Annotated in this window: 18 protein-coding genes; 8 read left to right on the top strand and 10 right to left on the bottom strand. The window is 63.6% G+C overall.

Going from position 1 to position 24,202, the window contains the following annotated elements; translation table 11 throughout:
• Window positions 1-4: 4 nt before the first annotated feature.
• Both L6D80_RS23700 and L6D80_RS23695 read right to left on the bottom strand, forming a co-directional pair.
• Complete coding sequence (locus L6D80_RS23700) at window positions 5-868, bottom strand: ABC transporter ATP-binding protein (RefSeq protein ID WP_054903161.1); 864 nt, start codon at window positions 866-868, stop codon at window positions 5-7.
• Window positions 865-2,463, bottom strand: coding sequence for an ABC transporter permease (locus tag L6D80_RS23695; protein ID WP_223849198.1), 1,599 nt, complete (start codon window positions 2,461-2,463; stop codon window positions 865-867). The genes L6D80_RS23700 and L6D80_RS23695 overlap by 4 nt, the downstream gene beginning before the upstream one ends.
• A 299-nt stretch (window positions 2,464-2,762) precedes the next feature.
• Between L6D80_RS23695 and L6D80_RS23690 the strand changes: the two genes are divergently transcribed.
• Window positions 2,763-3,806, top strand: coding sequence for an ABC transporter substrate-binding protein (locus L6D80_RS23690; protein ID WP_054903160.1), 1,044 nt, complete (start codon window positions 2,763-2,765; stop codon window positions 3,804-3,806).
• A gap of 35 nt (window positions 3,807-3,841) precedes the next feature.
• The gene (locus L6D80_RS23685) at window positions 3,842-4,747 is read left to right on the top strand and encodes a TauD/TfdA dioxygenase family protein (RefSeq protein WP_176515566.1); all 906 of its coding nucleotides are present in this window, start codon (window positions 3,842-3,844) and stop codon (window positions 4,745-4,747) included.
• A gap of 99 nt (window positions 4,748-4,846) precedes the next feature.
• Here the strand turns inward: L6D80_RS23685 and L6D80_RS23680 are convergent, their stop codons facing one another.
• Window positions 4,847-5,761, bottom strand: coding sequence for a LysR family transcriptional regulator (locus L6D80_RS23680; protein ID WP_054903158.1), 915 nt, complete (start codon window positions 5,759-5,761; stop codon window positions 4,847-4,849).
• A 192-nt stretch (window positions 5,762-5,953) separates the two neighbouring features.
• Between L6D80_RS23680 and L6D80_RS23675 the strand changes: the two genes are divergently transcribed.
• From L6D80_RS23675 to L6D80_RS23655, 5 genes are all read left to right on the top strand, one after another.
• Window positions 5,954-8,290 (top strand): TonB-dependent receptor, encoded by a 2,337-nt coding sequence (locus L6D80_RS23675; RefSeq protein ID WP_176515563.1) that lies wholly within the window; start codon window positions 5,954-5,956, stop codon window positions 8,288-8,290.
• Between the two features lie 17 nt (window positions 8,291-8,307).
• On the top strand, window positions 8,308-9,984 hold the full coding sequence (locus L6D80_RS23670) for an aryl-sulfate sulfotransferase (protein WP_176515561.1): 1,677 nt from the start codon (window positions 8,308-8,310) through the stop codon (window positions 9,982-9,984).
• A 292-nt stretch (window positions 9,985-10,276) separates the two neighbouring features.
• Window positions 10,277-11,719, top strand: a complete 1,443-nt coding sequence (gabD, locus tag L6D80_RS23665; protein ID WP_054903155.1) for an NADP-dependent succinate-semialdehyde dehydrogenase — start codon at window positions 10,277-10,279, stop codon at window positions 11,717-11,719.
• 178 nt (window positions 11,720-11,897) lie between these two features.
• Window positions 11,898-13,175 carry a 4-aminobutyrate--2-oxoglutarate transaminase gene (gene gabT, locus L6D80_RS23660; RefSeq protein ID WP_054903154.1) on the top strand — a complete coding sequence of 426 codons (1,278 nt, stop codon included), beginning with the start codon at window positions 11,898-11,900 and terminating at the stop codon, window positions 13,173-13,175.
• A 136-nt stretch (window positions 13,176-13,311) separates the two neighbouring features.
• Complete coding sequence (locus tag L6D80_RS23655) at window positions 13,312-14,607, top strand: response regulator (RefSeq protein ID WP_054903153.1); 1,296 nt, start codon at window positions 13,312-13,314, stop codon at window positions 14,605-14,607.
• 16 nt (window positions 14,608-14,623) lie between these two features.
• On the opposite strand, the gene L6D80_RS23650 is transcribed toward L6D80_RS23655, so the two are convergent.
• Both L6D80_RS23650 and desA read right to left on the bottom strand, forming a co-directional pair.
• Entirely contained in the window at window positions 14,624-15,610 is a 987-nt protein-coding gene (locus L6D80_RS23650) for a GGDEF domain-containing protein (protein WP_176515558.1), read from the bottom strand.
• Between the two features lie 141 nt (window positions 15,611-15,751).
• Window positions 15,752-16,936 carry a delta-9 fatty acid desaturase DesA gene (gene desA / locus L6D80_RS23645; protein ID WP_054903151.1) on the bottom strand — a complete coding sequence of 395 codons (1,185 nt, stop codon included), beginning with the start codon at window positions 16,934-16,936 and terminating at the stop codon, window positions 15,752-15,754.
• 147 nt (window positions 16,937-17,083) lie between these two features.
• Here desA and dibA point away from each other — a divergent pair, with 147 nt between their 5' ends.
• A complete protein-coding gene (dibA, locus tag L6D80_RS23640) occupies window positions 17,084-18,979 on the top strand; it encodes a phosphodiesterase DibA (RefSeq protein ID WP_054903150.1) in 1,896 nt (631 codons plus the stop codon).
• Window positions 18,980-19,039: 60 nt separating this feature from the next.
• On the opposite strand, the gene L6D80_RS23635 is transcribed toward dibA, so the two are convergent.
• The 5 genes from L6D80_RS23635 to L6D80_RS23615 are packed head-to-tail and all read right to left on the bottom strand — an operon-like array spanning window position 19,040 to window position 24,150.
• Window positions 19,040-19,684, bottom strand: a complete 645-nt coding sequence (locus L6D80_RS23635; protein ID WP_054903149.1) for a methionine ABC transporter permease — start codon at window positions 19,682-19,684, stop codon at window positions 19,040-19,042.
• Window positions 19,674-20,783, bottom strand: a complete 1,110-nt coding sequence (locus tag L6D80_RS23630; RefSeq protein ID WP_176515557.1) for a methionine ABC transporter ATP-binding protein — start codon at window positions 20,781-20,783, stop codon at window positions 19,674-19,676. Before L6D80_RS23630 ends, L6D80_RS23635 begins: the two co-directional genes overlap by 11 nt.
• Window position 20,784: 1 nt before the next feature.
• The gene (locus tag L6D80_RS23625; RefSeq protein WP_054903147.1) at window positions 20,785-21,585 is read right to left on the bottom strand and encodes a MetQ/NlpA family ABC transporter substrate-binding protein; all 801 of its coding nucleotides are present in this window, start codon (window positions 21,583-21,585) and stop codon (window positions 20,785-20,787) included.
• Window positions 21,578-22,969, bottom strand: coding sequence for an LLM class flavin-dependent oxidoreductase (locus L6D80_RS23620; RefSeq protein WP_054903146.1), 1,392 nt, complete (start codon window positions 22,967-22,969; stop codon window positions 21,578-21,580). Before L6D80_RS23620 ends, L6D80_RS23625 begins: the two co-directional genes overlap by 8 nt.
• On the bottom strand, window positions 22,969-24,150 hold the full coding sequence (locus L6D80_RS23615; protein ID WP_176515546.1) for an SfnB family sulfur acquisition oxidoreductase: 1,182 nt from the start codon (window positions 24,148-24,150) through the stop codon (window positions 22,969-22,971). Before L6D80_RS23615 ends, L6D80_RS23620 begins: the two co-directional genes overlap by 1 nt.
• Between the last annotated feature and the right edge of the window lie 52 nt (window positions 24,151-24,202).

The following is a 24,202-nucleotide window of genomic DNA, read 5'->3' as shown; positions in this document are numbered from 1 at the left end:
GCTTTCACAAGGCGATCAGTTCTGGCCTTAACCCCTCGACCCGCCGCGCCGGCGGTGGCAGGTAACCGCCATCGCCGGTGATCTGGTGCAGCACCTTCTCGCGCAACCCATGCAGCGCCACCCCCGTGCGCAGGCGCGGGTGTGGCAGGTCTATTTCCACCACCGCCTTGATCCGCCCCGGTCGGGGTTCGAGCACCACTACCCGATCCGCCAGGTAGGTGGCTTCCTCGGCATCGTGTGTCACCAGCAGCGTGGTGATGCCCGCCCGTTCACGGATGGCCAGCAGCTCGTCCTGCAGTTGCTGGCGGGTCAAGGCATCCAGTGCGCCAAAGGGCTCGTCCAGCAACAGGATACGTGGGCTGGCGACCAGGCCGCGGGCAATCGCCACACGCTGGGCCATGCCGCCGGATAGCTGGTGTGGATAGGCCGACTCGAAGCCGACGAGGCCTACCAGCAGCACGAACTCATGCACGCGCCGGGCACGCTCGCCCTGGGTCAGGGGTTCATTGACCAACCCCAGCGCAATGTTCTGCTCCACCGTGAGCCACGGGAACAGGCGGTGCTCTTGAAAGACGATGCCACGTTCGCCACCAATGCCGCTGACAGCCTTGCCATCCACGCGGATGCTGCCGCTGAAGTCAGTATCCAGTCCCACCAGCAGGCGCAGCAGGGTGGACTTGCCACAACCGGAGGCACCGACGATAGCGATGAATTCCCCTTCGTTGATCGACAGGTTGAAGTTGCGAATGGCCTCCATCGGGTGGCCATCGACTGTGAACACTTTGCCGACGCCTTCAAAGCTGACCAGCGGTGGGGTGGTGTCGGGCTGGTTGGCCGCGAGCAGGTGTGAGGTGTTGAAGGCGTTCATGCGGTTCTCCAGCGCGTGGCGCGCGATTCGAGGCGTTGTCCGAGGGTGCCGAGCAGGGCGCCGACCAGGCCGATCAGGAGCATGGCGGCCATCACCTGGTCCATGCGGAAAAGCTGTTGTGCGCCGATCATCAGGCTGGCGATCCCGCCCCCCGAGGGCATGAAGTATTCCGCGCCGATGGTGCCCAGCCAGGCGTAGATCAGCGACAGGCGCAGGCCGGCGAAAATCGCCGGGGCAGCGCCGGGCAGCACCAGCAGGCGCAGGCGCTGCCACAGGTTCAGGCGCAGCGTGCGGGCAGCTTCGCCCAGTTGCGGCGAGAGGCTGGCAATGCCGCGCTGGGTGGCGATCAACAGCGGGAAGAACGCAGCCAGCGCGACAAACACTGTCTTGGCGCCTTCGCCCAGGCCGAACCAGGCTGTCAGCAGCGGTACCCAGGCGAACAACGCCACTTGGCGCAAGGCCGACAGGCTCGGCCCGAACACGCGCTCGGCGGGGTGCGACAGGCCAAGCAGCAGGCCCCCCAGCAAGCCTGCGCCACCACCCAGGACCAGGCCGGTCAGGGTACGTTGCAGGCTCAGCAGCATGGCTTCTGGCAGCGATCCATCGGCCAGGCCGCTGAACAGTGTGCGCAGCACCTCGAGCGGTGAGGTCAGGATGTTCTGGTCGACCCAGCCGAAGCTGCTGCTGGCCTGCCACAGCCCAAGCAGTGCCGTTGGCAGCAGCAGGCTTTGCCAGCCCCGAGGGATGGGCCCGCGCTGCTGCTCGCCGGTCGCCGGTTGTGGCCAGTACAGCAGGCGCTTTTCCACGGTCGAAAAACCTTTTTCCAGCAGTGCGCCAACCAGGCCGATCACCAGGATGCACAGCAACACCAGGTCGAGCATGAACAGCTGCCGGCCCCAGACCATCAGGTAGCCGATGCCTTCGCTGGAGGCCAGCAGCTCCACAGCCAGCAGCGATGTCCAGCCGGTGGCCAGGGCAAGGCGTACGCCGGTGAGAAAGGCGGGCAGGGCCGCCGGTAGCAGCAAGCGCAGGAACAGCAGATGGCGCGGCAGGCGCAGCGCGGCGGCGGCTTCGCGCAGTTTGGGCTGGGCATCGCGCACCCCCACCAAGGTGTGCAAGGTGACCGGTACCACCACGGCTTTCACCATCACCACCAGCTTGAGCAGTTCACCGATGCCGAAGAACAGCATGAAGAGCGGGATCCACGCCAGGGTCGGGATTTGCGCCAGCGCCACGAAGGTCGGCAGCACCAGGGTTTGCGCACGGCGCGAGGTGCCCAGCCAGGTGCCCAGCAACAGGCCGCTGGCAATCCCCATCAGCAGCCCCCAGAACAACCGTTGCACACTTATCCACAAGTGCCCCCAGAGCTCGCCGGAGCCAAACTCAACAGCGCTTTGCCACACCACCGACGGTGCCGGCAGGATCTGCTCGCTCATCCAGTGCTGATGGCTTGCCACCACCCACAGTAGCGCTATGAGGGTCGGCAGCACCCAAGGCAGTACGCGAGTGCCGATGCGGGCGCGGCCCTGTGTCGCGAAAAGGCCGCGCAACAGGCCCCCTGGGCCTATCCATCCCTTGCTCAGCGTTCCATTCATTGGCGGCATCTCTCGAAGCGTTTGTAGGTTATGCACTTCTGGAATTAAAAAATTGCCTATGTGCCTTTCAAGAGATAAGAGCATGCGTTCAAGGTATACGGAAGCCTGTTGCCGTTGCGTTTTCCTCATAACTTTTATGCGTTTTGCGCAAGCCGGCCCCAGGGCCGCGCAGTACCTGATTTATTCCTTCCAGTTACTAAAAAATGAAGTTTTGATCTTTGAAGGTTCTAACCAGACCTGCCTAGCTTCTGGCCACAGCGCCGGCCATCGCCGGTGGCAGCCTGCCAAGGAGCCTTGCCATGAAAACCCCGTTGCGCCACCTGATCACCGCCCTTGGGCTGGTCAGTTTTCTTGCCCTCAGCGCCCAGGCAGCCGAATCGGCCAAGCCCGAGAGCATCCGCATTGCCGTGCCCGATTTGAGCGCTGGCAGCAAGCACAGCGCCGGCGGTGTGGTTGACGTGCTGCGTGACCAGCAACTGCTGGAAAACGAGTTTGCCAAGGACGGTATCCGTATCGAATGGCACTTCTTCAAGGGGGCCGGGCCTGTGGTCAACGAAGCCTTGGCCAACGGGCAGGCGGATTTCGCCTACCTGGGCGACCTGGCGGCGATCGTCGGCAAGGCCAATGGCCTCGATACCCGCGTGCTGGCTGCCGGCGTGCGGGGGGTGAAGAGCTACCTGGGCGTAGTGCCGGGCTCCGGCATCAAGACCCTGCACGACCTCAAGGGCAAGCGCGTGGCGGTGTTCCGCGGCACTGCCAACCAGCTTTCCTTTGCCAGCGCCCTGGCCAGCCAAGGGCTGTCCGAGCGCGACCTGAAAGTGATCAACCTGGACTTCAACGCCTCCAACGCGGCACTGGCCGCCAAACAGATCGATGCCACCTGGGGCCTGTCGAGCCTGCTCTCGCTGCGTGAGCGCGGCCTGGTGGAACTGCCGGTCAACTCGCGCGACCTGCAGGGCGCCGGCAGCACCCAGGCGGTGCTGCTGGGGACCGGTGAGTTCATCCGGCAGCACCCGGACCTGGTGCAACGACTGGTCAATGCCCAGGAGCAGGCCAGCCGTTGGCTGCGCGACGAACACAACCGCAGTGCCTACGTCGACCTGGTGGCGAGCAATGCCAACTGGCCGCGCAACATCCTCAGCGACGATTTGGCCAAGGAAGACCTGGCCCATTACTTCGACCCGCGCCTTGACGCCGACTTCGTCGCCCAGTTGCAGCAGGGCGTCGACCTTGCCGCCAAGGAACGCCTGATCCGCCGTGGTTTCCAGGTCGCCGACTGGATAGAGCCGCGCTTCCTCGATACCGCCTTGCAACAGCAACACGCCACACAAGCTGCCCGCTAACCGACACCCCGACAAAAACCATGAGGACCCTGACCATGAGCAACGCTGCACTGGCCACCGCGCCGCACGCCCTCGAACTTGATGTCCACCCGGTCGCCGGCCGTATCGGCGCCGAAATACGCGGGGTCAAACTGTCCCCCGACCTCGATGCCGCCACAGTCGAGGCCATCCAGGCTGCGTTGGTGCGGCACAAGGTCATCTTCTTCCGTGGCCAGACCCACCTGGACGATCAAAGCCAGGAAGGTTTTGCCAAGCTGCTGGGCGAGCCGGTCGCTCACCCCACCGTGCCAGTGGTCGACGGTACCCGCTACCTGCTCCAGCTCGATGGCGCCCAAGGGCAGCGGGCCAACTCCTGGCACACCGATGTGACCTTCGTAGAGGCCTACCCCAAGGCCTCGATCCTGCGCAGTGTGGTGGCCCCTGCGTCGGGCGGCGATACTGTATGGGCCAATACCGCTGCGGCCTATCAGGAGTTGCCCGAGCCCCTGCGCGAGCTGGCCGACAAGCTGTGGGCGGTGCACAGCAACGAGTACGACTATGCCAGCCTCAAGCCCGATATCGACCCTGCCAAACTCGAGCGTCATCGCAAAGTGTTCACCTCGACGGTGTATGAGACCGAGCACCCGGTGGTGCGAGTGCACCCGATCAGCGGTGAGCGGGCGCTGCAGCTGGGGCATTTCGTCAAACGCATCAAGGGCTATTCGCTGGCCGATTCGCAGCACTTGTTCGCGGTGCTGCAAGGGCATGTCACGCGCCTTGAGAACACCGTGCGCTGGCGCTGGGAGGCGGGCGATGTGGCTATCTGGGATAACCGTGCGACACAGCACTACGCGGTGGATGATTATGGGACCCAGCCACGTATCGTGCGCCGGGTAACGCTGGCCGGTGAAGTGCCGGTGGGCGTGGATGGCCAACTGAGCCGTACTACGCGTAAAGGCTGAAACCCGCTTGCCGGCTCCACCAGGTGCAGCGCTCAGCCCGGAGGCAGCGCGATACCTGGGGAGCCAGCTTGCCAATTCGGGGGGCAGAACCCCAGCCGACTAGCCGTCGGTATCACAGGCAATCAACTGCCTCACCATCCCTTGCGCCAACGGCGACAACCCATACCCCACGCGGCTTACCACCCCATAGCGGGTATAAAACGATTCTTCCTGTTCCGGCGCCAGGTCTGCCAGTTGCAGCCCCACCAGCCCATGCCCCGCCTGATAGGGGCGCAGGTTGGCACTGCAGGCTATGCCGATGGTGTCCGAATGCATCACCACGTTAAGCAGTGCATAGCCATGCTCGCACTCGACCGTGGGCAGAAAGTCCTGCCTGCCGCTGAGGTCGCTGAGGATCTTGCGGATGTTCGGCGGGCGGAAGGTGGTTGCCAGTGGGTAATCGAACACATCCCGCGCATTCACCTGGCTGCGCGCTGTGAGCGGGTGCCCCGCGCGGCAGCAGAAATGCCAGCGCTGGGGGGCCAGCTTGTGTACGCGGTAGTCCGGGTCGGACTCGAACTGACGGGTATCGGCCACGAAGAACTCGATCTCTTCGGCCACCAGCTTGCGGTTCAACGCTTGCCAGTTATCCACCTGAAAGCAGGTGCGCGCCGCCGGGTATTCGGCGACGAAGCGCGCCACTGCACGTGGCACCAGGCCGCCAGCCGGCGCAGGGCCTGAGCCGAAACGCACGACCCCGGTGGTGGCACCGTTGAACTGATGGATCTCGTTGACCAGGTTGTGCGCGCCATGGACCAGGCGCCGCGAATGTTCCAGCACCAGCAAGCCCTGACGGGTGGGTGCAAGCTCCTTGCTGGCGCGGTCGACCAGTCGGCAGCCGACATTATGCTCCAGGGTCTGGATGCTGCGGCTGAAGGCCGATTGCGACAAGTTCACCGCCGCTGCCGCAGCAACGAAACTGCGGTGTTCGACAAGGGCGATGAAGTGGCGAAGCTGGCGGAGGTCGATATGCATTTTCTACATGAAAACTTTCGGTCGAATGCAATTGATGAACAGGGTGTGCCCCCTTATAAAGGGAACTACTTATTCCACAAAATATGAATTACAAATATTTATATATCTTAAAAGAATATAAGCCCATCTGACCGCGATTCGGTTCCGCCAACGGAAATGCTCGCCAGGGCCCATGCCTAAAGGAGCATTTGCATGTCCCGACTTTCCCGTTGGCCGGCGCGCGCGTCGCGGTTCACCCTGCAACCCCTGGCAGCTGGCGTGCTGCTGGCGGCTGCCAATGGCAGCTTCGCCGACGAGCCCGTTGCCGCCACCCCTGCGCTGGAGCAGGACGCCAAGCTTGGCACTGTCACGGTCAATGCACGCCGCCGCGAGGAAACGGCGCAGAGCGTGCCTACGCCAATCAGTGTGCTCAACAGCGAAACCCTGGAAACCCAGCGCATCTACCGTGTGCAGGACCTGCAACAGTTGGTACCGAGCACCAACGTCGCCTATGTGCATGCACGCCAGTCGAGCATTTCGATCCGTGGCCTGGGCAACAACCCGGCCAGCGATGGCCTGGAGGGCAGCGTTGGCATCTACCTGGACAACGTCTACCTGGGGCGCCCCGGCATGGCGGTGTTCGACCTGCTCGATGTGGAACAACTGGAAGTGCTGCGCGGCCCGCAGGGCACGCTGTTTGGCAAGAACACCACGGCGGGGGTGCTGAACATCACAACGCGCAAGCCCACCTTCCACCGCGAGGGCAGCGTTCAGCAGTCCATCGGCGAGGATGGTTACCTGCAGACCCAAGGCAGTTTCTCCGGGCCGATCAGTGACACCCTGGCCGGCCGCATCAGCGCGTACCACACGCAAGACGACGGCTACGTCAAGAACATCCACAACGGCGACGACCTCAATGGCGGCAAACGCCAGGGTTTTCGTACTCAGTTGCTGTTCAAACCGAGCGAAACCTTCAACCTACGCTGGATCGGTGAGTACAACGAGGAGGACTCCAACAACGGCATCCTCAGCCTCTACAGCACCGGGCCGACCCTCAATGGTGTCAATCGTTACGAAAGCCTGGCCGCCCAGGCCGGCGCCACACTGGTGTCGGGCAAGGACCGCAAAGTCAACTTCGATGCCGACCAGCAGGTTACCGTGTTCCAGGGCGGTACCTCGGTAGAAGCCAACTGGACCCTGCCCAACGACTTCACCCTGACCTCGATCACCGCCTACCGCTGGTGGGACTTCACCCCACGCAACGACGATGGCCTCAACGTACCGGTGTTCTACAGCGCCGGTGTGTCGGTGCGCGACAAGCAGTACTCGCAGGAAATCCGCCTGGCCTCGCCGACCGGAGGCGCGTTCGACTACGTGCTCGGGGCCTACTACTTCAAGCAGGACCTGGACAACAAGTCGTTCACTTATTACGGCCCGCAGGCAGACATCTGGAACCTCACCCCGGCCGGCGCGCTGAACAACGTCAACACCGTCGGTAACGGGCACATCGATACCGATAGCTATGCCCTGTTTGCCCAAGGCACCTGGCACGTCACCGACCGCCTGGACTTTACCGCTGGCGTGCGTGGCACCTATGAGCAGAAGAGCGCCTGGGTGACCCGTGATGCCCCAGCGGGCGGGGCGCCTGTGACGGGAGCTGCCGCTGCGGCGCGCCAGGGCAGGGTGGGGGCATACGACTCGGGCGACCTCAACCAGTACAGCTTCAGCCCCTCAGGCCTGCTGGGGCTGAGCTACCGCTTCAATGAGCAGTTGCTGGGCTATGCGACCCTGACCCATGGCGAGAAGTCCGGCGGCATCAACCTCACGGTCGGCGCAGCGCCAAGGCTGGGCACCGATTCGCTGCTGGTGGGCACCGAGCGGGTCAACAATGCCGAAGTGGGCCTCAAGAGCACCCTGTTCGACGACCGCTTGCAGCTCAATACCAACCTGTTCTGGGCCGAGGTGCATGGTTACCAGGCCAACGTGTACGACCAGATCAACCGCGTGCAGTACCTGGCCAACGCCGGCCGCGTGCGCTCCCGAGGGCTGGAGTTCGAGGCCACGGCGCTGCCGATCCGCGGCCTGACCCTCAACTTCAATGGCTCGTGGAACGACGTGCGTTACACCGAGTACGACGATGCACCGTGCCCGCCAGAGGTGAGCCTGGCCAATGCCAGCGCCACGTGCGACCTGTCCGGCCACCAAGTGGTCGGCGCTTCCAAGTACATCGCCAACCTCAACGGCCAATACAAATGGCAGCTGGCCGAGCACGTCGAGCCCTACGTCACCGCCAGCTATGCCTTCCGTTCCAAGGCGGTTGGCACCATCGACGATTCCGATTTCGGCCAGATCCCCAGCTACGCGCTGGTCAACCTGTCCACCGGCGTGCGCCTGGACCAGGGCGACGGTGTGCTCGACCTGTCGCTGTGGGTGAAGAACGCCGGCGACAAGACCTACTTCACCAGCCTGTGGAACTCCGCCAACGGCGGTTATGCCGGCGTGCTCGGTACCCCACGCACCTTCGGCGCCACCGCCCGATACGACTTCTGAGTACAAGGAGCTTTGCCATGAATGCCAAGACCGAAACCCCTGCACTGCCCGAGGGCGCCTGCCTGACCGCCAGCGTGCCCGCACGTGACGAAGCGCTGCTCGGCGATGTGCTGGTCAACCCGTACCGCCTGGCGCCGCTGACGGCGATCATCCGCGACGGCGGGCGTACCTTGAGCGCTGCCCATGTGCGGGTGCTGGGGCGTGGCGAGCGGGGGGTGGATATCGCTTACGACGTGGCCGACCGTTCGTTGTGGACCTACGGCGGCATCCCGGTGTTCGGGCTGTACCCGGACCACGTCAACCAGGTGGAAGTGACCTACAAGCTCGATGGCGAACGCGTTCGCGAGCGCTACCAGATCTACGCCCCGGCCGTGCGTCTGCCGGTGGTGGCGAAACAGACCGCCGCTTTGCCGCAGGTCGAGCCAATCAAGGTCGCACCGGGCTTCGAGCACCGCCTTTACCTGTTCAACCACCTGCTCGGTGACATCCCCGGTGGCCGAGCCTTCAAGTGGAATGGCCTGGGCGGTGCTGCCGAATGGGACCAGGTGGGCAACAACTGGATTGCCGACAGCAACGGCGATGTGCGCTGGTACCTGGATATCGAGCAGATCCACGATTCCAACCGCCGCGACGGCCTGGGCGGCACCATGGGCTTCCAGCAGACCCGCGATGGCAAGCTGATCTGGGGGCAAGGCCAGACCTACTCCAAGTACGACCTGCTGGGGCGGCGCATCTGGCAGCGCAGCCTGCCGGACAAGTTTGCCGACTTCTCCCACGAGATCCGCGAGACGGCCCAGGGTACCTACCTGCTGCGGGTGGGCACCAGCGATTACCGCCGCCCGGACGGCAAGCGCGTGCGTTCGATTCGCGACCATATCATCGAGGTCAACGAGGCAGGGGACGTGCTGGACTTCTGGGACCTGAACCAGATCCTCGACCCCTATCGCGGCGATTTGCTGGAAACCCTGGGCAAGGCCGCCATTCAACTGCCCGATGGGGTAGAGAAACAAGATGACCGCCTGGCCAATGAGCTGGCTGAAGGCGACCTGCCGTTCGGCGACACCCCGGGCGTGGGCACCGGTCGCAACTGGGCGCACGTCAATGCCATCGACTACGATGCCGATGACGACAGCATTATCGTTTCAGCTCGCCACCAAGGTGTGGTGAAGATCGGTCGCGACAAGGCGGTGAAGTGGATTCTCGCCTCGCCGCAGGGCTGGCCACAACGGCTGCAGGACAAGGTGCTCAAACCGGTTGTGGGCGAAGGCTTCGACTGGTCCTGGACCCAACACACCGCGTGGCTTACCGGCAAAGGCACGCTGACGGTATTCGACAACGGCTGGGGGCGGGACTTTGCGCCGACCAAGCTCACCGGCAATTACAGCCGTGCCGTGGAATACAGGATCGACGAGGCCAAGGGTACGGTCGAGCAGGTCTGGGAATACGGCAAGGAACGTGGCGATGAGTGGTACAGCCCGATCACGTCGGTGGTGGCCTACCGACCCGAGACCGACACCCAGTTCATCTATTCGGCATCGGTGAATTACCTCACGCCGGAAAAACTTACCACCACCGTCCTCAATGAGGTACGCCGGGGGACCCAGGAGGTGTTGGTGGAGCTGAAGGTGCATAGCCGACAGCCGGGCAGTGTCGGGTACCGGGCGCTGGTGATTGACCTGGCCAAGGCCTTCTGAATGTCCCCTTCGGGAGGGCCGTCGGTCCTCCCTTCACATTTCTTTCAGCTCAATCGTCTACCCTGTACTGGCCCTCAAGCGTGGGGGCCTATGGGCGCCGGCTTGCCGGCAATAGGGCCGATTGCAGCTCCGCTCATCACGATATTTCGCCAGGCTGTTCAACCATTCGTTCTTTTTTTCGAACAGCCTATTGTCCTATACCCCAGCAGCCGCTTAGCATTCGTTTGAGATTTCAAACGCTCGATGCCCTGCCTTGGGCGCTTTTCAACAATCAACAATTCGGGAAGCCGACATGCAGCTCAAAGACGCTCAGTTGTTCCGCCAGCAAGCCTTCATCAACGGTGAGTGGCTGGATGCGGACAGCGGCCAGACCATCAAGGTGACCAACCCGGCCACCGGTGAAGTCATCGGTACCGTGCCGAAGATGGGCACCGCGGAAACCCGCCGCGCCATCGAAGCCGCCGACAAGGCCCTGCCGGCCTGGCGTGCACTGACCGCCAAAGAGCGTTCGGCCAAGCTGCGTCGCTGGTTCGAACTGATGATCGAGAACCAGGACGACCTGGCTCGCCTGATGACCACCGAGCAAGGCAAGCCGCTGGCCGAAGCCAAGGGCGAAATCGCCTACGCCGCGTCGTTCATCGAGTGGTTCGCCGAAGAAGCCAAGCGCGTCTACGGTGACACCATCCCAGGCCACCAGCCAGACAAGCGCCTGATCGTCATCAAGCAGCCGATCGGTGTGACCGCGGCCATCACCCCGTGGAACTTCCCGGCGGCGATGATCACCCGTAAAGCCGGCCCGGCCCTGGCCGCTGGCTGCACCATGGTGCTCAAGCCTGCTTCGCAAACCCCGTATTCCGCCCTGGCCCTGGTCGAGCTGGCTAACCGTGCTGGTATCCCCGCCGGCGTGCTGAGCGTGGTGACCGGCAGCGCTGGCGAAGTGGGTGGCGAGCTGACCGGCAACGCCCTGGTTCGCAAGCTGTCCTTCACCGGCTCGACCGAAATCGGTCGCCAGCTGATGCAGGAATGCGCCAAGGACATCAAGAAGGTTTCCCTGGAGCTGGGTGGCAACGCCCCGTTCATCGTGTTCGACGACGCCGACCTGGACAAGGCGGTCGAGGGCGCGATCATCTCCAAGTACCGCAACAACGGCCAGACCTGCGTCTGCGCCAACCGCATCTACGTGCAGGACGGTGTCTACGATGCCTTCGCCGAGAAGCTCAAGGCCGCTGTAGCCAAGCTCAAGATCGGCAACGGTCTGGAAGATGGCACCACCACTGGCCCGCTGATCGACGGCAAGGCTGTCGCCAAGGTCCAGGAACACATCGAGGACGCCGTATCCAAGGGCGCCAAGGTACTGTCCGGCGGCAAGCTGATCGAAGGCAACTTCTTCGAGCCGACCATCCTGGTCGACGTGCCGAAGACTGCCGCGGTCGCCAAGGAAGAGACCTTCGGCCCACTGGCGCCGCTGTTCCGCTTCAAAGACGAAGCTGAAGTCATCGCCATGTCCAACGACACCGAATTCGGCCTGGCCTCGTACTTCTACGCCCGTGACATGAGCCGTGTGTTCCGTGTTGCCGAGGCCCTGGAATACGGCATGGTCGGCATCAACACCGGCCTGATTTCCAACGAAGTCGCGCCGTTCGGCGGCATCAAGGCCTCGGGCCTGGGCCGTGAAGGTTCCAAGTACGGTATCGAGGACTACCTCGAGATCAAGTACCTGTGCATCAGCGTGTGATGCGCTAACGCTTTTACCTCTGCCAGCGGGGCGCGAGAGCGACGTCTCGCTGGCCTTTTTGACATAGCGGTACCTGGTGGCCAGGGCGTCTTTGACAGTCGATCAACGAATACTGATCAAAGGCTTACCCAGCCACCCCCGAATAAAAGCGCCGCCGATCGGCGCAAATGAGGGCATTATGAGCAAGACCAACGAATCCTTGATGCAACGTCGTGTCGCCGCCGTCCCACGTGGCGTTGGCCAGATCCACCCGATCTTCGTAGAAAGCGCGAAGAACTCGACCGTGATCGACGTTGAAGGCCGCGAACTGATCGACTTCGCGGGCGGCATCGCCGTACTGAACACCGGCCACCTGCACCCGAAAGTGGTTGCCGCTGTTCAAGAGCAGCTGACCAAAGTCAGCCACACCTGCTTCCAGGTGCTGGCCTACGAGCCTTACGTAGAGCTGTGCGAGAAGATCAACAAGCTGGTCCCAGGCGACTTCGACAAGAAGACCCTGCTGGTCACCTCCGGCTCCGAAGCCGTTGAAAACGCCATCAAGATCGCCCGTGCTGCCACTGGCCGCGCTGGCGTCATCGCCTTCACCGGCGGCTACCACGGCCGTACCATGATGACCCTGGGCCTGACCGGCAAGGTCGTACCGTACTCCGCTGGCATGGGCCTGATGCCAGGCGGCATCTTCCGCGCCCTGTTCCCGAGCGAACTGCACGGTGTGAGCGTTGACGACGCCATCGCTTCGATCGAGCGCATCTTCAAGAACGACGCCGAGCCGCGTGACATTGCCGCGATCATCCTCGAGCCGGTACAAGGCGAAGGCGGTTTCCTGCCAGCGCCAAAAGAGCTGATGAAGCGCCTGCGCGAGCTGTGCGACAAGCACGGTATCCTGCTGATCGCCGACGAAGTACAGACTGGCGCTGGCCGTACCGGCACCTTCTTCGCCATGGAACAGATGGGCGTCACGCCTGACCTGACCACCTTCGCCAAGTCCATCGCTGGCGGCTTCCCGCTGGCCGGTGTATGCGGCAAGGCCGAGTACATGGACGCCATCGCGCCAGGTGGCCTGGGCGGTACCTACGCCGGTTCGCCGATCGCTTGCGCCGCGGCCCTGGCCGTTATCCAAGTGTTCGAGGAAGAGAAGCTGCTGGACCGCAGCAAGGCTGTGGGTGAGCGCCTGACCACCGGCCTGCGCCAGATCCAGCAGAAGCACCCGATCATCGGTGACGTGCGTGGTCTGGGCTCGATGATCGCTGTGGAAGTCTTCGAAAAAGGCACCCACACCCCGAACGCTGCTGCCGTTGCCCAAGTGGTTGCCAAGGCGCGTGACAAGGGTCTGATCCTGCTGTCCTGCGGCACCTACGGCAACGTCCTGCGTATCCTGGTACCGCTGACCGCCGAAGACGCGCTGCTGGACAAAGGCCTGGCAATCATCGAAGAGTGCTTCGCTGAACTGGCCTGATGTGACGCGTTTCATAAAAAAACCCGCCTAGGCGGGTTTTTTTTATGCCCAATGAAGGTCCATGACGCTATGGTTGTGGGAGGACTTGCCTTGGAAGCAGCAACGGATTGCGTGTCAGGATATTCAGGAGTTGGCCATGAGCGCTGCAGACCCCACCCCACCTTGCGTATTGATTGTCGAGGGCGACCCCTGGGTGCGCGACATGTTGCGCGAGATGCTGCTCAGCGTTCGCTGTGATGCACGGCTGCAGGTTTGTGCCGATGGCACCCAGGCACTCACCGCATTGGCCAGCAAGCCCGACCTTATCATCGCCGCCCGCGAATTGGCGGGCGTCGATGGCCTGGACCTGTTGCGCAAAGTGCGCGCCAAGGGGCCGGGTCTGCCGTTCATTCTCATGAGTAACCGCAGCGACAGCGCCAGCGTGCGTGAGGCATTGCCGTTGCACCCTACGGCTTATCTGAGCAAGCCGTTGAACATGGATAACCTGCGCAAGCGCCTGGAGGAGTTGCTGCTGGCCGTAGGCGAGCAGATCGCCTGCCCGGTGCCGCCGCTGCAGCCTGGGGCCAGCCTGCCAGCGTTCCTGGAGCAACGCCGCGCCACTGCCGACGGGGGGCCGTTGTTCACTGACGTGCAGGTGGCGATCAAGCGTGCGCTCAACCCTCAGGGGTTGAACCTCAAGGTACTGGAAGAGGAAGTGCGCAACGACCCCCAGATCACCGCCGTGCTGATCGCCGCCGCCAACAGCGCTGCGCTGCACCGCGATGCGCCAGTGCAAACGTTGTTGCAGGCGCTGAACAAGCTTGGCAGCACCCAGAGCATGAACCTGATCCTGGGCCTCACGCTCAAGCGCAGTGCGCGCCTGAGCGACCCTTTGCTGGCCAGGCACGCGGCGCATTTCTGGGACCTGTCGCTGCACACCGCCGAATATGCCCGTTCGCTGGCGCGCATGCTTGAGCTGGACGAAGAGCGTTGCTATTGCGCAGGGCTGTTGCACTGCCTGGGTGACCTGGCCGTGCTGCGCTGCCTGCAGGAGTGGCGCCTGGCTGGTGGTGAGCTGGACGAGGACCAGGTGCAGTTGTCACTCAATGAATTCGGCGCGGCGTTCGGCTCGGCATTGCGCACCCGCTGGCGCTTGCCGCTGAGCCTGCGTGAGCTGATCGCGGCAATCTATCAGTTGGGCGGCGGTGTGTATTCGCGGGAGATCCTGGCCATGAACCTGGCTGGGCAACTGGCGCAGTTGCCGGCGGAGCAAGGGTTGGAGAAGGTGGCTAACAACAAGACTGCGCGGTTGCTCAAGGTCGGGCTGGCGCAGTTGAGCCGGCTGCGCAAGGTAGATGGCCCTGTGGGTAAGCCGCAGAATGACGCGAACGCTCCGGTCGTTGAAGTCAGCGATGAGCAGCCACCTGGGCCTGAAACGCAGATTCCGACCTGAGGCTGTGGGGCCCTGCTCACCCACGTACTATCTGATTTTTCCCCTGCCGCTTGGCCCGGTACATCGCTTCATCCGCGCGGGCAAACAGGCTGTCCAGCGAGCCGTCCTCGTCCGTCAAGCCGGTCAGTCCCTGGCTCACCGTGACCCCATACGCCTGCCCGCCATGGCGGAAGCTCAGGCGCTCGATCTCTCGCTGCAGGCGCTCGGCGATCTGTTCCGCAGCCTGTGCGCTACAGCCAGGAAACACCGCCGCGAACTCTTCACCACCAATGCGCCCGAACAGGTCGCCGCGCCGTAGCACGGCCTTGCTGATGTCGGCGATGCGTTGCAGCACCTGGTCACCTTCCTGGTGGCCGAAGCTGTCGTTGACCTGCTTGAAGTCATCGATGTCCAGCAGCAGGAAGGCCAGTGGGCAGCCGTCCTCGCGGGCGCTGTCGAAAGCCTGACGGGCGCATTCGAAGAAGTGCCGGCGGTTGCTGCTCTGGGTGAGCACGTCGGTGGTCGCCAGGTGATGGAGTTCACCTTCGAGCTGCTTTTTTTCGGTGATGTCCTCGGCGATGCCGACGATGATGACCCGCTCGCCATCGAGCTGCTGGTTGATGTAGCACTTGTCACTGAGCCAGCGCACCTGCCCGCTGGCGGTAAGGATGCGGTACTCACGGTCTTCCACCGCTCCTTTGAGCAGCACCTCGGCCAGGCTGCGCTCGGCGTACTCCCGGTCGTCTGGGTAGATGCTGTCCCGCCATTCGTTGAAATCGGCCATGACCAGGCTGGTGGGGCGGCCGAAGATGCGCTCGTAGGCGGGGCTGACATAAAGCACCTTGCGGGTTTCCCAGTCGAATGCCCAAAGCACGGCATTGACGCTGTCCAGCAGTGAGCTGTACAGCTGTTCACGCTCGCTCAGGCGCGCGACTTCACCCTGGGCATGCAGCAAGGCCAGCAAGGTCTGTGCGGATTCAGGAGGAAGTTTGCCGGGCAAGGATGAATTGATGTTCTTGGCCATGTGCACGGAACGGTTCTCGACGGGTGAGCGTGCGGCCAGGGACCGGCCCGCCACGCGGGCGATGTGCCGGGTTTGAGTGAGGGGGACGGTGCGAAGTTCCAGCGGGCACGCCCCGTTGCAGGGCGTGCCGATCAACGGCGATCAGGCGTTGGTGGGACGCAGGGAGTAGGTTTTCAGCTGCGCGGCAAAGTCGTGCAGGGCATGAATACCGCTGGCCTCGGCCTCATGTACCCACTCTTTCATGGCAGCCAGCATGTCGTGACCGTTGGCGCTGGTACGGGCCCAGATCTGCTGCAAGGCCAAGCGCTTTTCGTAGATGGTCTTCAGCGCCTGGCTGTGGGCGAGCATGGTCTCGATGCGCACATGATGGCGGTCTTCCAGCAAGCTGGTTTCGCGCGACAACAGGCGCTTGGCGCGGCGGAAGCGATGGCGCACCGAGGCGTCGACCTTGGTCAGCTCCTGGGTGACCAGCGGAGCGATCACCTGCTTGCGGTACTGGGCCATGATCTGGAAGCGGTTGTTGAGGATGGCCATGGCGGTGTCCATGTCCAGGCTGGCCTTGCCCTCCACACGATGGGCGATGGGCGCGACACGCTGCACCTTGGCCAGGCGCAACAGGCAGAACAGGCGGATCCAGGCCCAGCCCATGTCGAATTCCCAGCGCTTGACCGACAGCTTGGCCGAGTTGGGGTAGGTGTGGTGATTGTTGTGCAACTCTTCGCCACCGATGACGATGCCCCACGGCACCAGGTTGGTGGCGGCGTCACGGCATTCGAAGTTCCGGTAGCCGACCGCATGGCCCAGGCCATTGACCACGCCGGCAGCCCAGAATGGAATCCACATCATCTGCACCGCCCAGATGGTGATGCCGAGGGTGCCGAACAGCAGCAGGTCGAGCACCGCCATCAGCGCGATACCACCAAACTTGTAACGCGAATAGACGTTGCGCTCGATCCAGTCATCGGGGCAGTTCTTGCCGTAGATGCGCAGCGTTTCTGGGTTGCGCGCCTCTTCGCGGTACAGTTCGGCGCCTTTGCGCAGGACCGTGCCCAGGCCTTTGTACACCGGGCTGTGCGGGTCATCGGGGGTTTCGCACTTGGCGTGGTGCTTGCGGTGGACAGCGGTCCACTCGCGGGTGTTCTGCGCCGTGGTCAGCCACAGCCAGAAGCGGAAGAAATGCTTGAGCGCGCCATTGAGCTCCAGGGCACGGTGGGCGGAATAGCGGTGCAGGTAAAGGGTGACGCTGACGATGGTCACGTGCGTCATGAGCAGGGTAACGCCAACCAGTTGCCAGGCCGACAAGTCGAGCAGACCGTTGTACCACATAGGTGTAAAAACCCTCGGAGACACAGGAGGAGGTTGTGATTATCCCTTGGTGGGGAAATAAAACCAGTCACCCGTTCAGATAGGGCGTCACGGCATGTTTCTGCCTTTATAATGCCCCATTCTTTTTCATGGGCTTTTTCCCCCGACATGTCTGTTTCTGTTCGCGACGCCTTGCGCATGGCCGCGCTGTATGTGGTGCTCTCGATCCTCTGGTTGGTGCTGTCGGAGGTGGTACTGCGCAGTATGTCTGAAGACCCGCTGGCATTGACCGTGGGGCGGCAGATCAATGTAGTGGTGTGGGTACTGGTCAGTGCGCTGCTGATCTTCGTTTCCCGCGCCCGCCTGCTCAACTTCATCGGCGTCGGTGCGCGCCTGCGCAGTGAGGATCGCGAGCGCCTGCGCATGGCCGCGGCAGTATTTGACAGCACGCTTGAAGGCGTACTGGTGACCGACCGTCAGGGCCTGATCGTGCACGTCAACCGCGCGTTCATGCGTATCACCGGCTATCAACAGGACGAAGTGCTCGGCCAGCGCCCGAGCAAGTTCAAGTCCGGCCGCCACGGCGCACCGTTCTATCAGCAGATCTTCGCCACGCTGGCCGAGAAGGGCGAATGGAGCGGCGAGATCTGGAACCGGCGCAAGAGCGGCGAAATCTATCCACAGTGGCAGACGATCTGCGCCATCCGTGACGACAGCGGTGAACTGACCCATTACGTGGCCGTGTTCAGCGATATCAGTGCCATCCGCCATACCGAGCAGGAACTGGCCTACCTGGCCCACCACGACCCGCTCACCGGCCTGCCCAACCGCTTGCTGTTCAACGACCGCCTCGAGCAGGCCCTGGCCTCGGCGCAGGCCAACAAGCGGGGCTGCGCCTTGTTGCTGCTCGACCTGGATCATTTCCAGAGCATCAACGATGGGCTGGGCCATACCATTGGCGACCAACTGCTCAAGCTGGTAGGCGAGCGGCTGAACGAGGAGCTGGGCAGCGGCGTGACCCTGGCACGCCTGGGCGGCGATGAGTTCGGCGTGCTGGCAGAGAACTGCCAACAGGTCGGCCAGGCCGGCAAGCTGGCCCAGACCCTCATCGAACGCATGCGCGAACCCTTCGAATTCGAAGGGCATCGGCTGTTCATCAGCGTCAGCGTGGGCATCAGCCTGTTCCCAAGCGATGCCTTGAGCGCCGAGCAGTTGCTGCGCAACGCTGACTCCGCGTTGTTCAAGGCCAAGACCAATGGCCGGGCCTGTTACGCGTTGTACACCGAAGAGCTGACAGCCCACGCCCAGCACCGTGTGGAAACGGCAGGCGAGTTGCGTCGGGCGCTGGCGCAGCACGAGCTGCGGGTGTTCTTCCAGCCGGTACACGACTTGTTCACGTCGAGGATGGTCGGGGTGGAAGCGCTGGTCCGCTGGCAGCACCCGTTGCGTGGCCTGGTGCCGCCCGGGGCGTTTATCCCCATCGCCGAGCGGTCCGGGTTGATTGCCGAAATCGATGCCTGGGTGCTGCGCCAGGCGTGCCAGCAGATGGTTCAGTGGCAAGCTGACGGGCGCGAGCTGACGTTCGTCGCGGTGAACATCTCCAGCCGGCTGTTTGGCCAGCGGGACTTGTACCAGCAGGTGGCCGACGTGCTGCATGACACTGGGCTGGATCCGGCCTTGCTGGAGTTGGAAGTGACCGAAAGCGCGGTGATGGAAGACCCGGAAGTCGCGCTGGAGCAGTTGCACCGGTTGCGCGAGCTGGGCCTGAGCCTGGCCATCGATGACTTCGGCACCGGTTATTCGTCACTGCTGCGGCTCAAGCGCCTGCCGGTACAGAAGCTGAAGATCGACCAGGGTTTCGTCGCCGGGCTGCCACTGGATGATGATGACATCGCCATTGTGCGGGTGATTATCGCCCTGGCCCGAAGCATGGGCATGCAGGTGCATGCCGAGGGCATCGAGCAAGCCGAGCAGGCCAGGTTCCTGCTCGAGCAGCAGTGCCAGCTGGGGCAGGGGTACTGGTTTGGGCGGCCGGTGCCGGCGGCGGAACTGCACTGGGATTGAGCAGGCGGCTTCGCGCCCCTTCACCGACTTGCCGGGATGGGGCGCGAAGCCGCCCTTGGCCTAGCGCTTGTTCAAGCCCTTCGCCAACCGATCACCCCCCACCTGAATCACCGCCACCAACGCCACCAGCATGGCGATCACGGTCAGCATGATCTGGCTGTCGAAGCGCTGATACCCATACCGATAGGCAATATCCCCCAAGCCCCCGGCACCGATCGCCCCGGCCATGGCCGACGAGTTGATCAGGGTCACCAAGGTGATGGTGAAGCCACCCACGATCCCCGGCAGCGCCTCGGGCAGCAGCACATGCCAAACGATGTGCCAGCGCCGGCAGCCCATGGCCTGGGCGGCTTCCACCAGGCCATGGTCAACCTCACGCAGGCTCACCTCGGCAATGCGTGCGAAGAACGGCGTGGCGGCGATGGTCAGTGGCACGACCGCGGCCCATACGCCATAGGTGGTGCCGACTACCAGGCGGGTGAACGGGATCAGCGCGACCATCAGGATCAGGAACGGGATGGAGCGGAACAGGTTGACGAAAGCACCCAGCACCCGGTTCAACAGCGGTGCCTCGAAGATGCCGCCCTTGTCGCTGGTCACCAGCAGTACTGCCATGGGCACGCCCACCAGCAGGGCAATCAGCGAAGAGACGCCGACCATCAACAGGGTGTCGAGCAAGCCCTCGAGCAAACGATCAAACCACATGGCCCAGTACCTCTACGTCTTCAGCCCAACGGCGGGCACGTTCGAGCAATTGATGGGTGTCGTGGGGTGAACCCTGGACCGATACGATCAGTTGCCCAAGGGCATGCTCACCGATGGTTTCCACGCCACCCTGGAGCAGGCGCACGCGGCCGCCCAGGTCATTGAACAGGTCCGACAGCGCGGGCTCACCGAGCACCGAAAGTTTGAGCACCACCGCGCTGTCACGGCCCGCCGGGCTTGCGCGCAGGCTTGCCTGCAACGCCGCAGGCAGCTTGGCCTGCAACGGTGCCAGCAGGGTACGGGTGACCTCATGACGCGGCGTGCCGAACACTCGCCAGACCTCGCCCTGCTCGACGACTTCACCGCGTTCGAGCACCACGACACGGTGGCAGATGTCGCGAATCACGGCCATTTCGTGGGTAATCAGCACCACCGTGAGGCCCAGGCGCCGGTTGATGTCGCGCAGCAGCTCGAGGATCGAGGCCGTGGTTTCTGGGTCCAGTGCCGAGGTGGCCTCGTCGCACAGGAGAATGTCGGGGTCATGCACCAACGCCCGGGCGATACCGACCCGCTGCTTCTGGCCGCCAGACAACTGCGCGGGATAGACGTGATGCTTTTCCTGCAGGCCGACCAGTTCGAGCAGCTCGCGCACCTTGCGCTGGCGTTCGGCCTTGGCCACGCCGGCCACTTTCAGCGGCAGTTCGACGTTCTGCCACACGGTCTTGGCCGACATCAGGTTGAAGTGCTGGAAGATCATGCCGATGCGGCGGCGCAGCGCCACCAGGCGGTCTTCATCGTACGACCCGATGTCGACCTGGTCGATCAGTACCCGGCCCTCGCTGGGTTGTTCCAGGCGATTGATGGTGCGCAGCAGCGACGATTTTCCTGCGCCGCTGCGGCCGATGATGCCGAAGATTTCCCCTTTGCGGATGTTCAGGTCGATGCCTTGCAACGCTGGCTGCGCCTGGCCCGGGTAGGTCTTGCCGAGGCCAACGAAGCGGACATGGGCTTCGTTGACCTCTGGACGCAAGGCCTGCTCCCGAGCCGGTGGCGGCGCGGTTTGAGCGGTGGGCGCCCTGAGGGCGCTGGCCGGGCTCATGTCAGCCTTCCCAGCCGGCTTGGTAGAGGCTGCCATGGGCCTTGTTCAGCGCTGCGCGCACGGCTGGCGAATGCTGGTAGATGTCAACGAACTTGGCCAGGCGCGGGTCGTCCTTGCTTTGCGGGCGAATGACGAACTGGATCACGTACTCCTTGTTTTCCAGGCCGTCGAACAGCAGTGCCGAGGTGGCGTCGAAGGTGTTGGCCAGGCGGATATAGGCCGGGTAGCCCTGCACCAGGTCGGCATCGTCATAGGCGCGCACCAGTTGCACGGCTTCCACCTGGAGGATTTTCAGCTTCTTGGGGTTGGCGACGATATCGTCCTCGGTGGCCTTGTAGCCCACCCCGGGCTTGAGCGTGATCAACCCAGCCTTGGCCAGCAGCTGCAAGCCGCGGCCACTGTTGATCGGGTCGTTGGCAATGGCCACGCTGGCGCCTTCGGGCAGTTCGGCGAAGCTTTTGTACTTCTTCGAGTAGAGCCCGACGTTGTTGATGATGCCGGGGGCGAACGGCACCAGGTTGAAGCCAGCTGCGGCCTTGGCGTTTTCCAGGAAGGGGATGTGCTGGAAGTAGTTCACGTCGATGTCGCCGCTGTTGAGGCTGACATTGGGTGCGATCCAGTCACTGAACTCGATCAGCTTCACCTCAAGGCCCTGCTTGTGGGCTTCTTCCACTGCGGCTTCCAGCGGAATGGCGAAGGCAGCGGTGGTGCCCACCTTCAGCGGCTCGGCAGCCAGGGCCACGCCGGCCAGGCCAAGGGTGAGGGCGAGGGCCGCGACGGGCCGGAACAGGTTCTCAAGCATGATGCGGGACTCCAGTCTTGGCAGGGGTGGCGGCGTGGCGGTAGCGCGAGCCGGGGTGGTCGACAGGCAGGTGCGGGTGGTCACTCTGGAACAGCTTTTCGCGCAGGGTGCCTTCGGCGTAGGCGGTTTTGTAGCGGCCGCGCTGTTGCAGTTGCGGGACCACCAGGTCGATGAAGTCCTCGTAGCTTTCGGGGGTGACGGTGCGGGTCAGGTTGAAACCGTCCAGGCCGGTTTCATCGATCCAGGCGATCAGGTGTTCGGCGACCTGTTCGGGTGAGCCGACCAAGGTCACGTAGCGCCCGCCCAGGGCGTGCTGCTCCAGCAGGCGGCGGCGGGTCCAGGCATTTTCCTGTAACTGGCGGGTCGCCGACTGGATGGCGTTGCCCTTGCTGGCGCCGATCGGCTCATCCAGTTCATAGGCGGCAAAGTCGATGCCGGTGGAGGCAGCGAAATGAGCCACGCCGGCTTCGGGGCTGGCATGGCGCAGGTACTCTGCGTACTTGGCCTGTGCCAGCTGCTCGGTGGGGGCAACGATCACCGTGATCCCCATGAAAACCTTGACCGCCTGTGGGTCGCGCCCCGCCGCCTGGGCAGCGGCGCGTACCTTGTCGACCTGGGCGCGGGTGGCGGCTTTGTCCTGGCCGCTGATGAAGACGCATTCGGCATGGTTGCCGGCGAACGCCAGGCCACGCGGCGAGCTGCCCGCCTGGAACAGCACCGGGGTGCGCTGGGGGGAGGGTTCGCACAGGTGGTAGCCCTCGACCTTGTAGAACTCGCCAAGATGGCTGACCTTGCGCACCTTTTCGGGTTCGGCATACACCCGCCGCTGCCGGTCTTCGACCACTGCATCGTCAGCCCAGCTGCCTTCGAGCAGCTTGTACAGCACTTGCAGGTATTCATCGGCCTGGTCGTAGCGGCGGTCGTGCTCGGGTTGGTGCTCCAGGCCCATGGCGCGGGCGGCGCTGTCGAGGTAACCGGTGACGATGTTCCAGCCGACCCGGCCATTGCTCAGGTGGTCAAGGGTGGAAAGCCGCCGGGCGAACAGGTACGGCGCCTCGTAGGTGAGGTTGGCGGTCAGGCCAAAGCCCAGGTGGCGCGTGGCGGCGGCCATGGCCGAGACCAGGAGCAGAGGGTCGTTGACCGGCAGCTGGATGGACTCTTTGAGTGTCACGTCCAGCGACTTGCCGTAGACATCGTAGGTGCCGACGATATCGGCAATGAACAGCCCGTCGAACAGCCCACGTTCCAGCAGGCGCGCCAGGTCGGTCCAGTAGCTGAGGGACTTGTATTGGGTGGAGTTGTCCCGTGGATGGGTCCACAGACCGTGGTTGATATGCCCGATACAGTTCATGTTGAAGGCATTGAGCAAAATCTGCTTGGCCATCAGATGGTCCCCCGGCGCGGTGGGTTTTCGTCGTTGAGGTAGTAGTTGCCGATGGCGTGGTACTTCCAGCGCACCGGGTCGTGCAGGGTGTGTACCCGGGCGTTGCGCCAGTGGCGGTCGAGGTTGTGTTCAGCCAGGGTGGCCTGGCTGCCGGCCAGCTCGAACAGCGTGGTGCTGGCAGCGAGGGAGATCTCGGTACTGATCGCCCGTGCTTCGGCCACTGCAATGGACGCCGCTGCAAGGGTGTCGGCAGTACTGTCGGCCTGAGCACGGTCGAGGTATTCGCCCGCCCGCTCGAGCAACGCCTCGGCGGCGTGCAGGCGGATCGTCAGGTGGCCGAAGCTCTTCAGGGTCAGCGGGTCTTCGCTGGCCTTGTCCAGGCCTGAGTCGACCCACGGCCGGCTACGGGAGCGGACGAAGTGCAGGGCATCTTCATAGGCTGCGCGAGCAATGCCGGTGTCGATGGCCGCGTGAAGAATCTGCGCCAGCGGGCCGACCGGGGTAGGGCGTTCGAAAGCCGATTGAAATGGCACCACGTCCTCGGCGCGGACAAACACGTTGTCGAACACCACCGAGCCACTGCCGGTGGTGCGCTGGCCAAAGCCGCTCCAGTCGTCGATCACCTGCAGGCCGTGGCTGTCTGCGGGTACGAAGGCCAGCAGCTGCACACCGTGTTCATCCACTACCGAGGTCGGGATGCGCTGGGCGTAGAGGGCGCCGGTGGCGTAGAACTTGCGGCCGTTGATGCGGTAGCCGTCGCCGTCGCGGGTCAGGCGGGTAGTGCGGTCATGGGCGGTCTTGGTACCCAGCTCAGCCAGGGCGTTGCCAAAGCGTCGGCCGGCCAGCACTTCGGCGTAAAGGCGTTGCTGTTGTTCGGGGCTGCCGTTTACGCGCAGCACTTCCAGGGCATAGAAGTGGTTTTGCGGTATCTGCCCCAAGGAGGCGTCTGCCTGGGCAATGCGGGCAATGACCTTGGCCAGGGTGACATTGGACACGCCGGCACCGCCAAAGGCCTTGGGCACGCTGATCGCCCACAGGCCGGAGCGGGTGAACAGGTCCAGCTCGGCGTGGGGCAGGCGGCGCTCCCGGTCGCGCAAGATGCTGTCGCGGCGCAGTTGCTCGGCGACCTGCTCGGCGATGGCCAGGGCCTGGGTGTCTGTGGTGATAACGGTTGTTGTCATGGTGTTCTCCGGGGCCTCTGGGGGCCGCTGTGCGGCCCATTCGCGGGGCAAG

This window comes from Pseudomonas ceruminis (assembly GCF_021602025.1).
In the GTDB taxonomy this organism is placed as follows: domain Bacteria; phylum Pseudomonadota; class Gammaproteobacteria; order Pseudomonadales; family Pseudomonadaceae; genus Aquipseudomonas; species Aquipseudomonas ceruminis.
The sequence above is the reverse complement of the archived record's forward strand: the minus strand, read 5'-3'. Positions and strand labels throughout refer to the sequence as shown.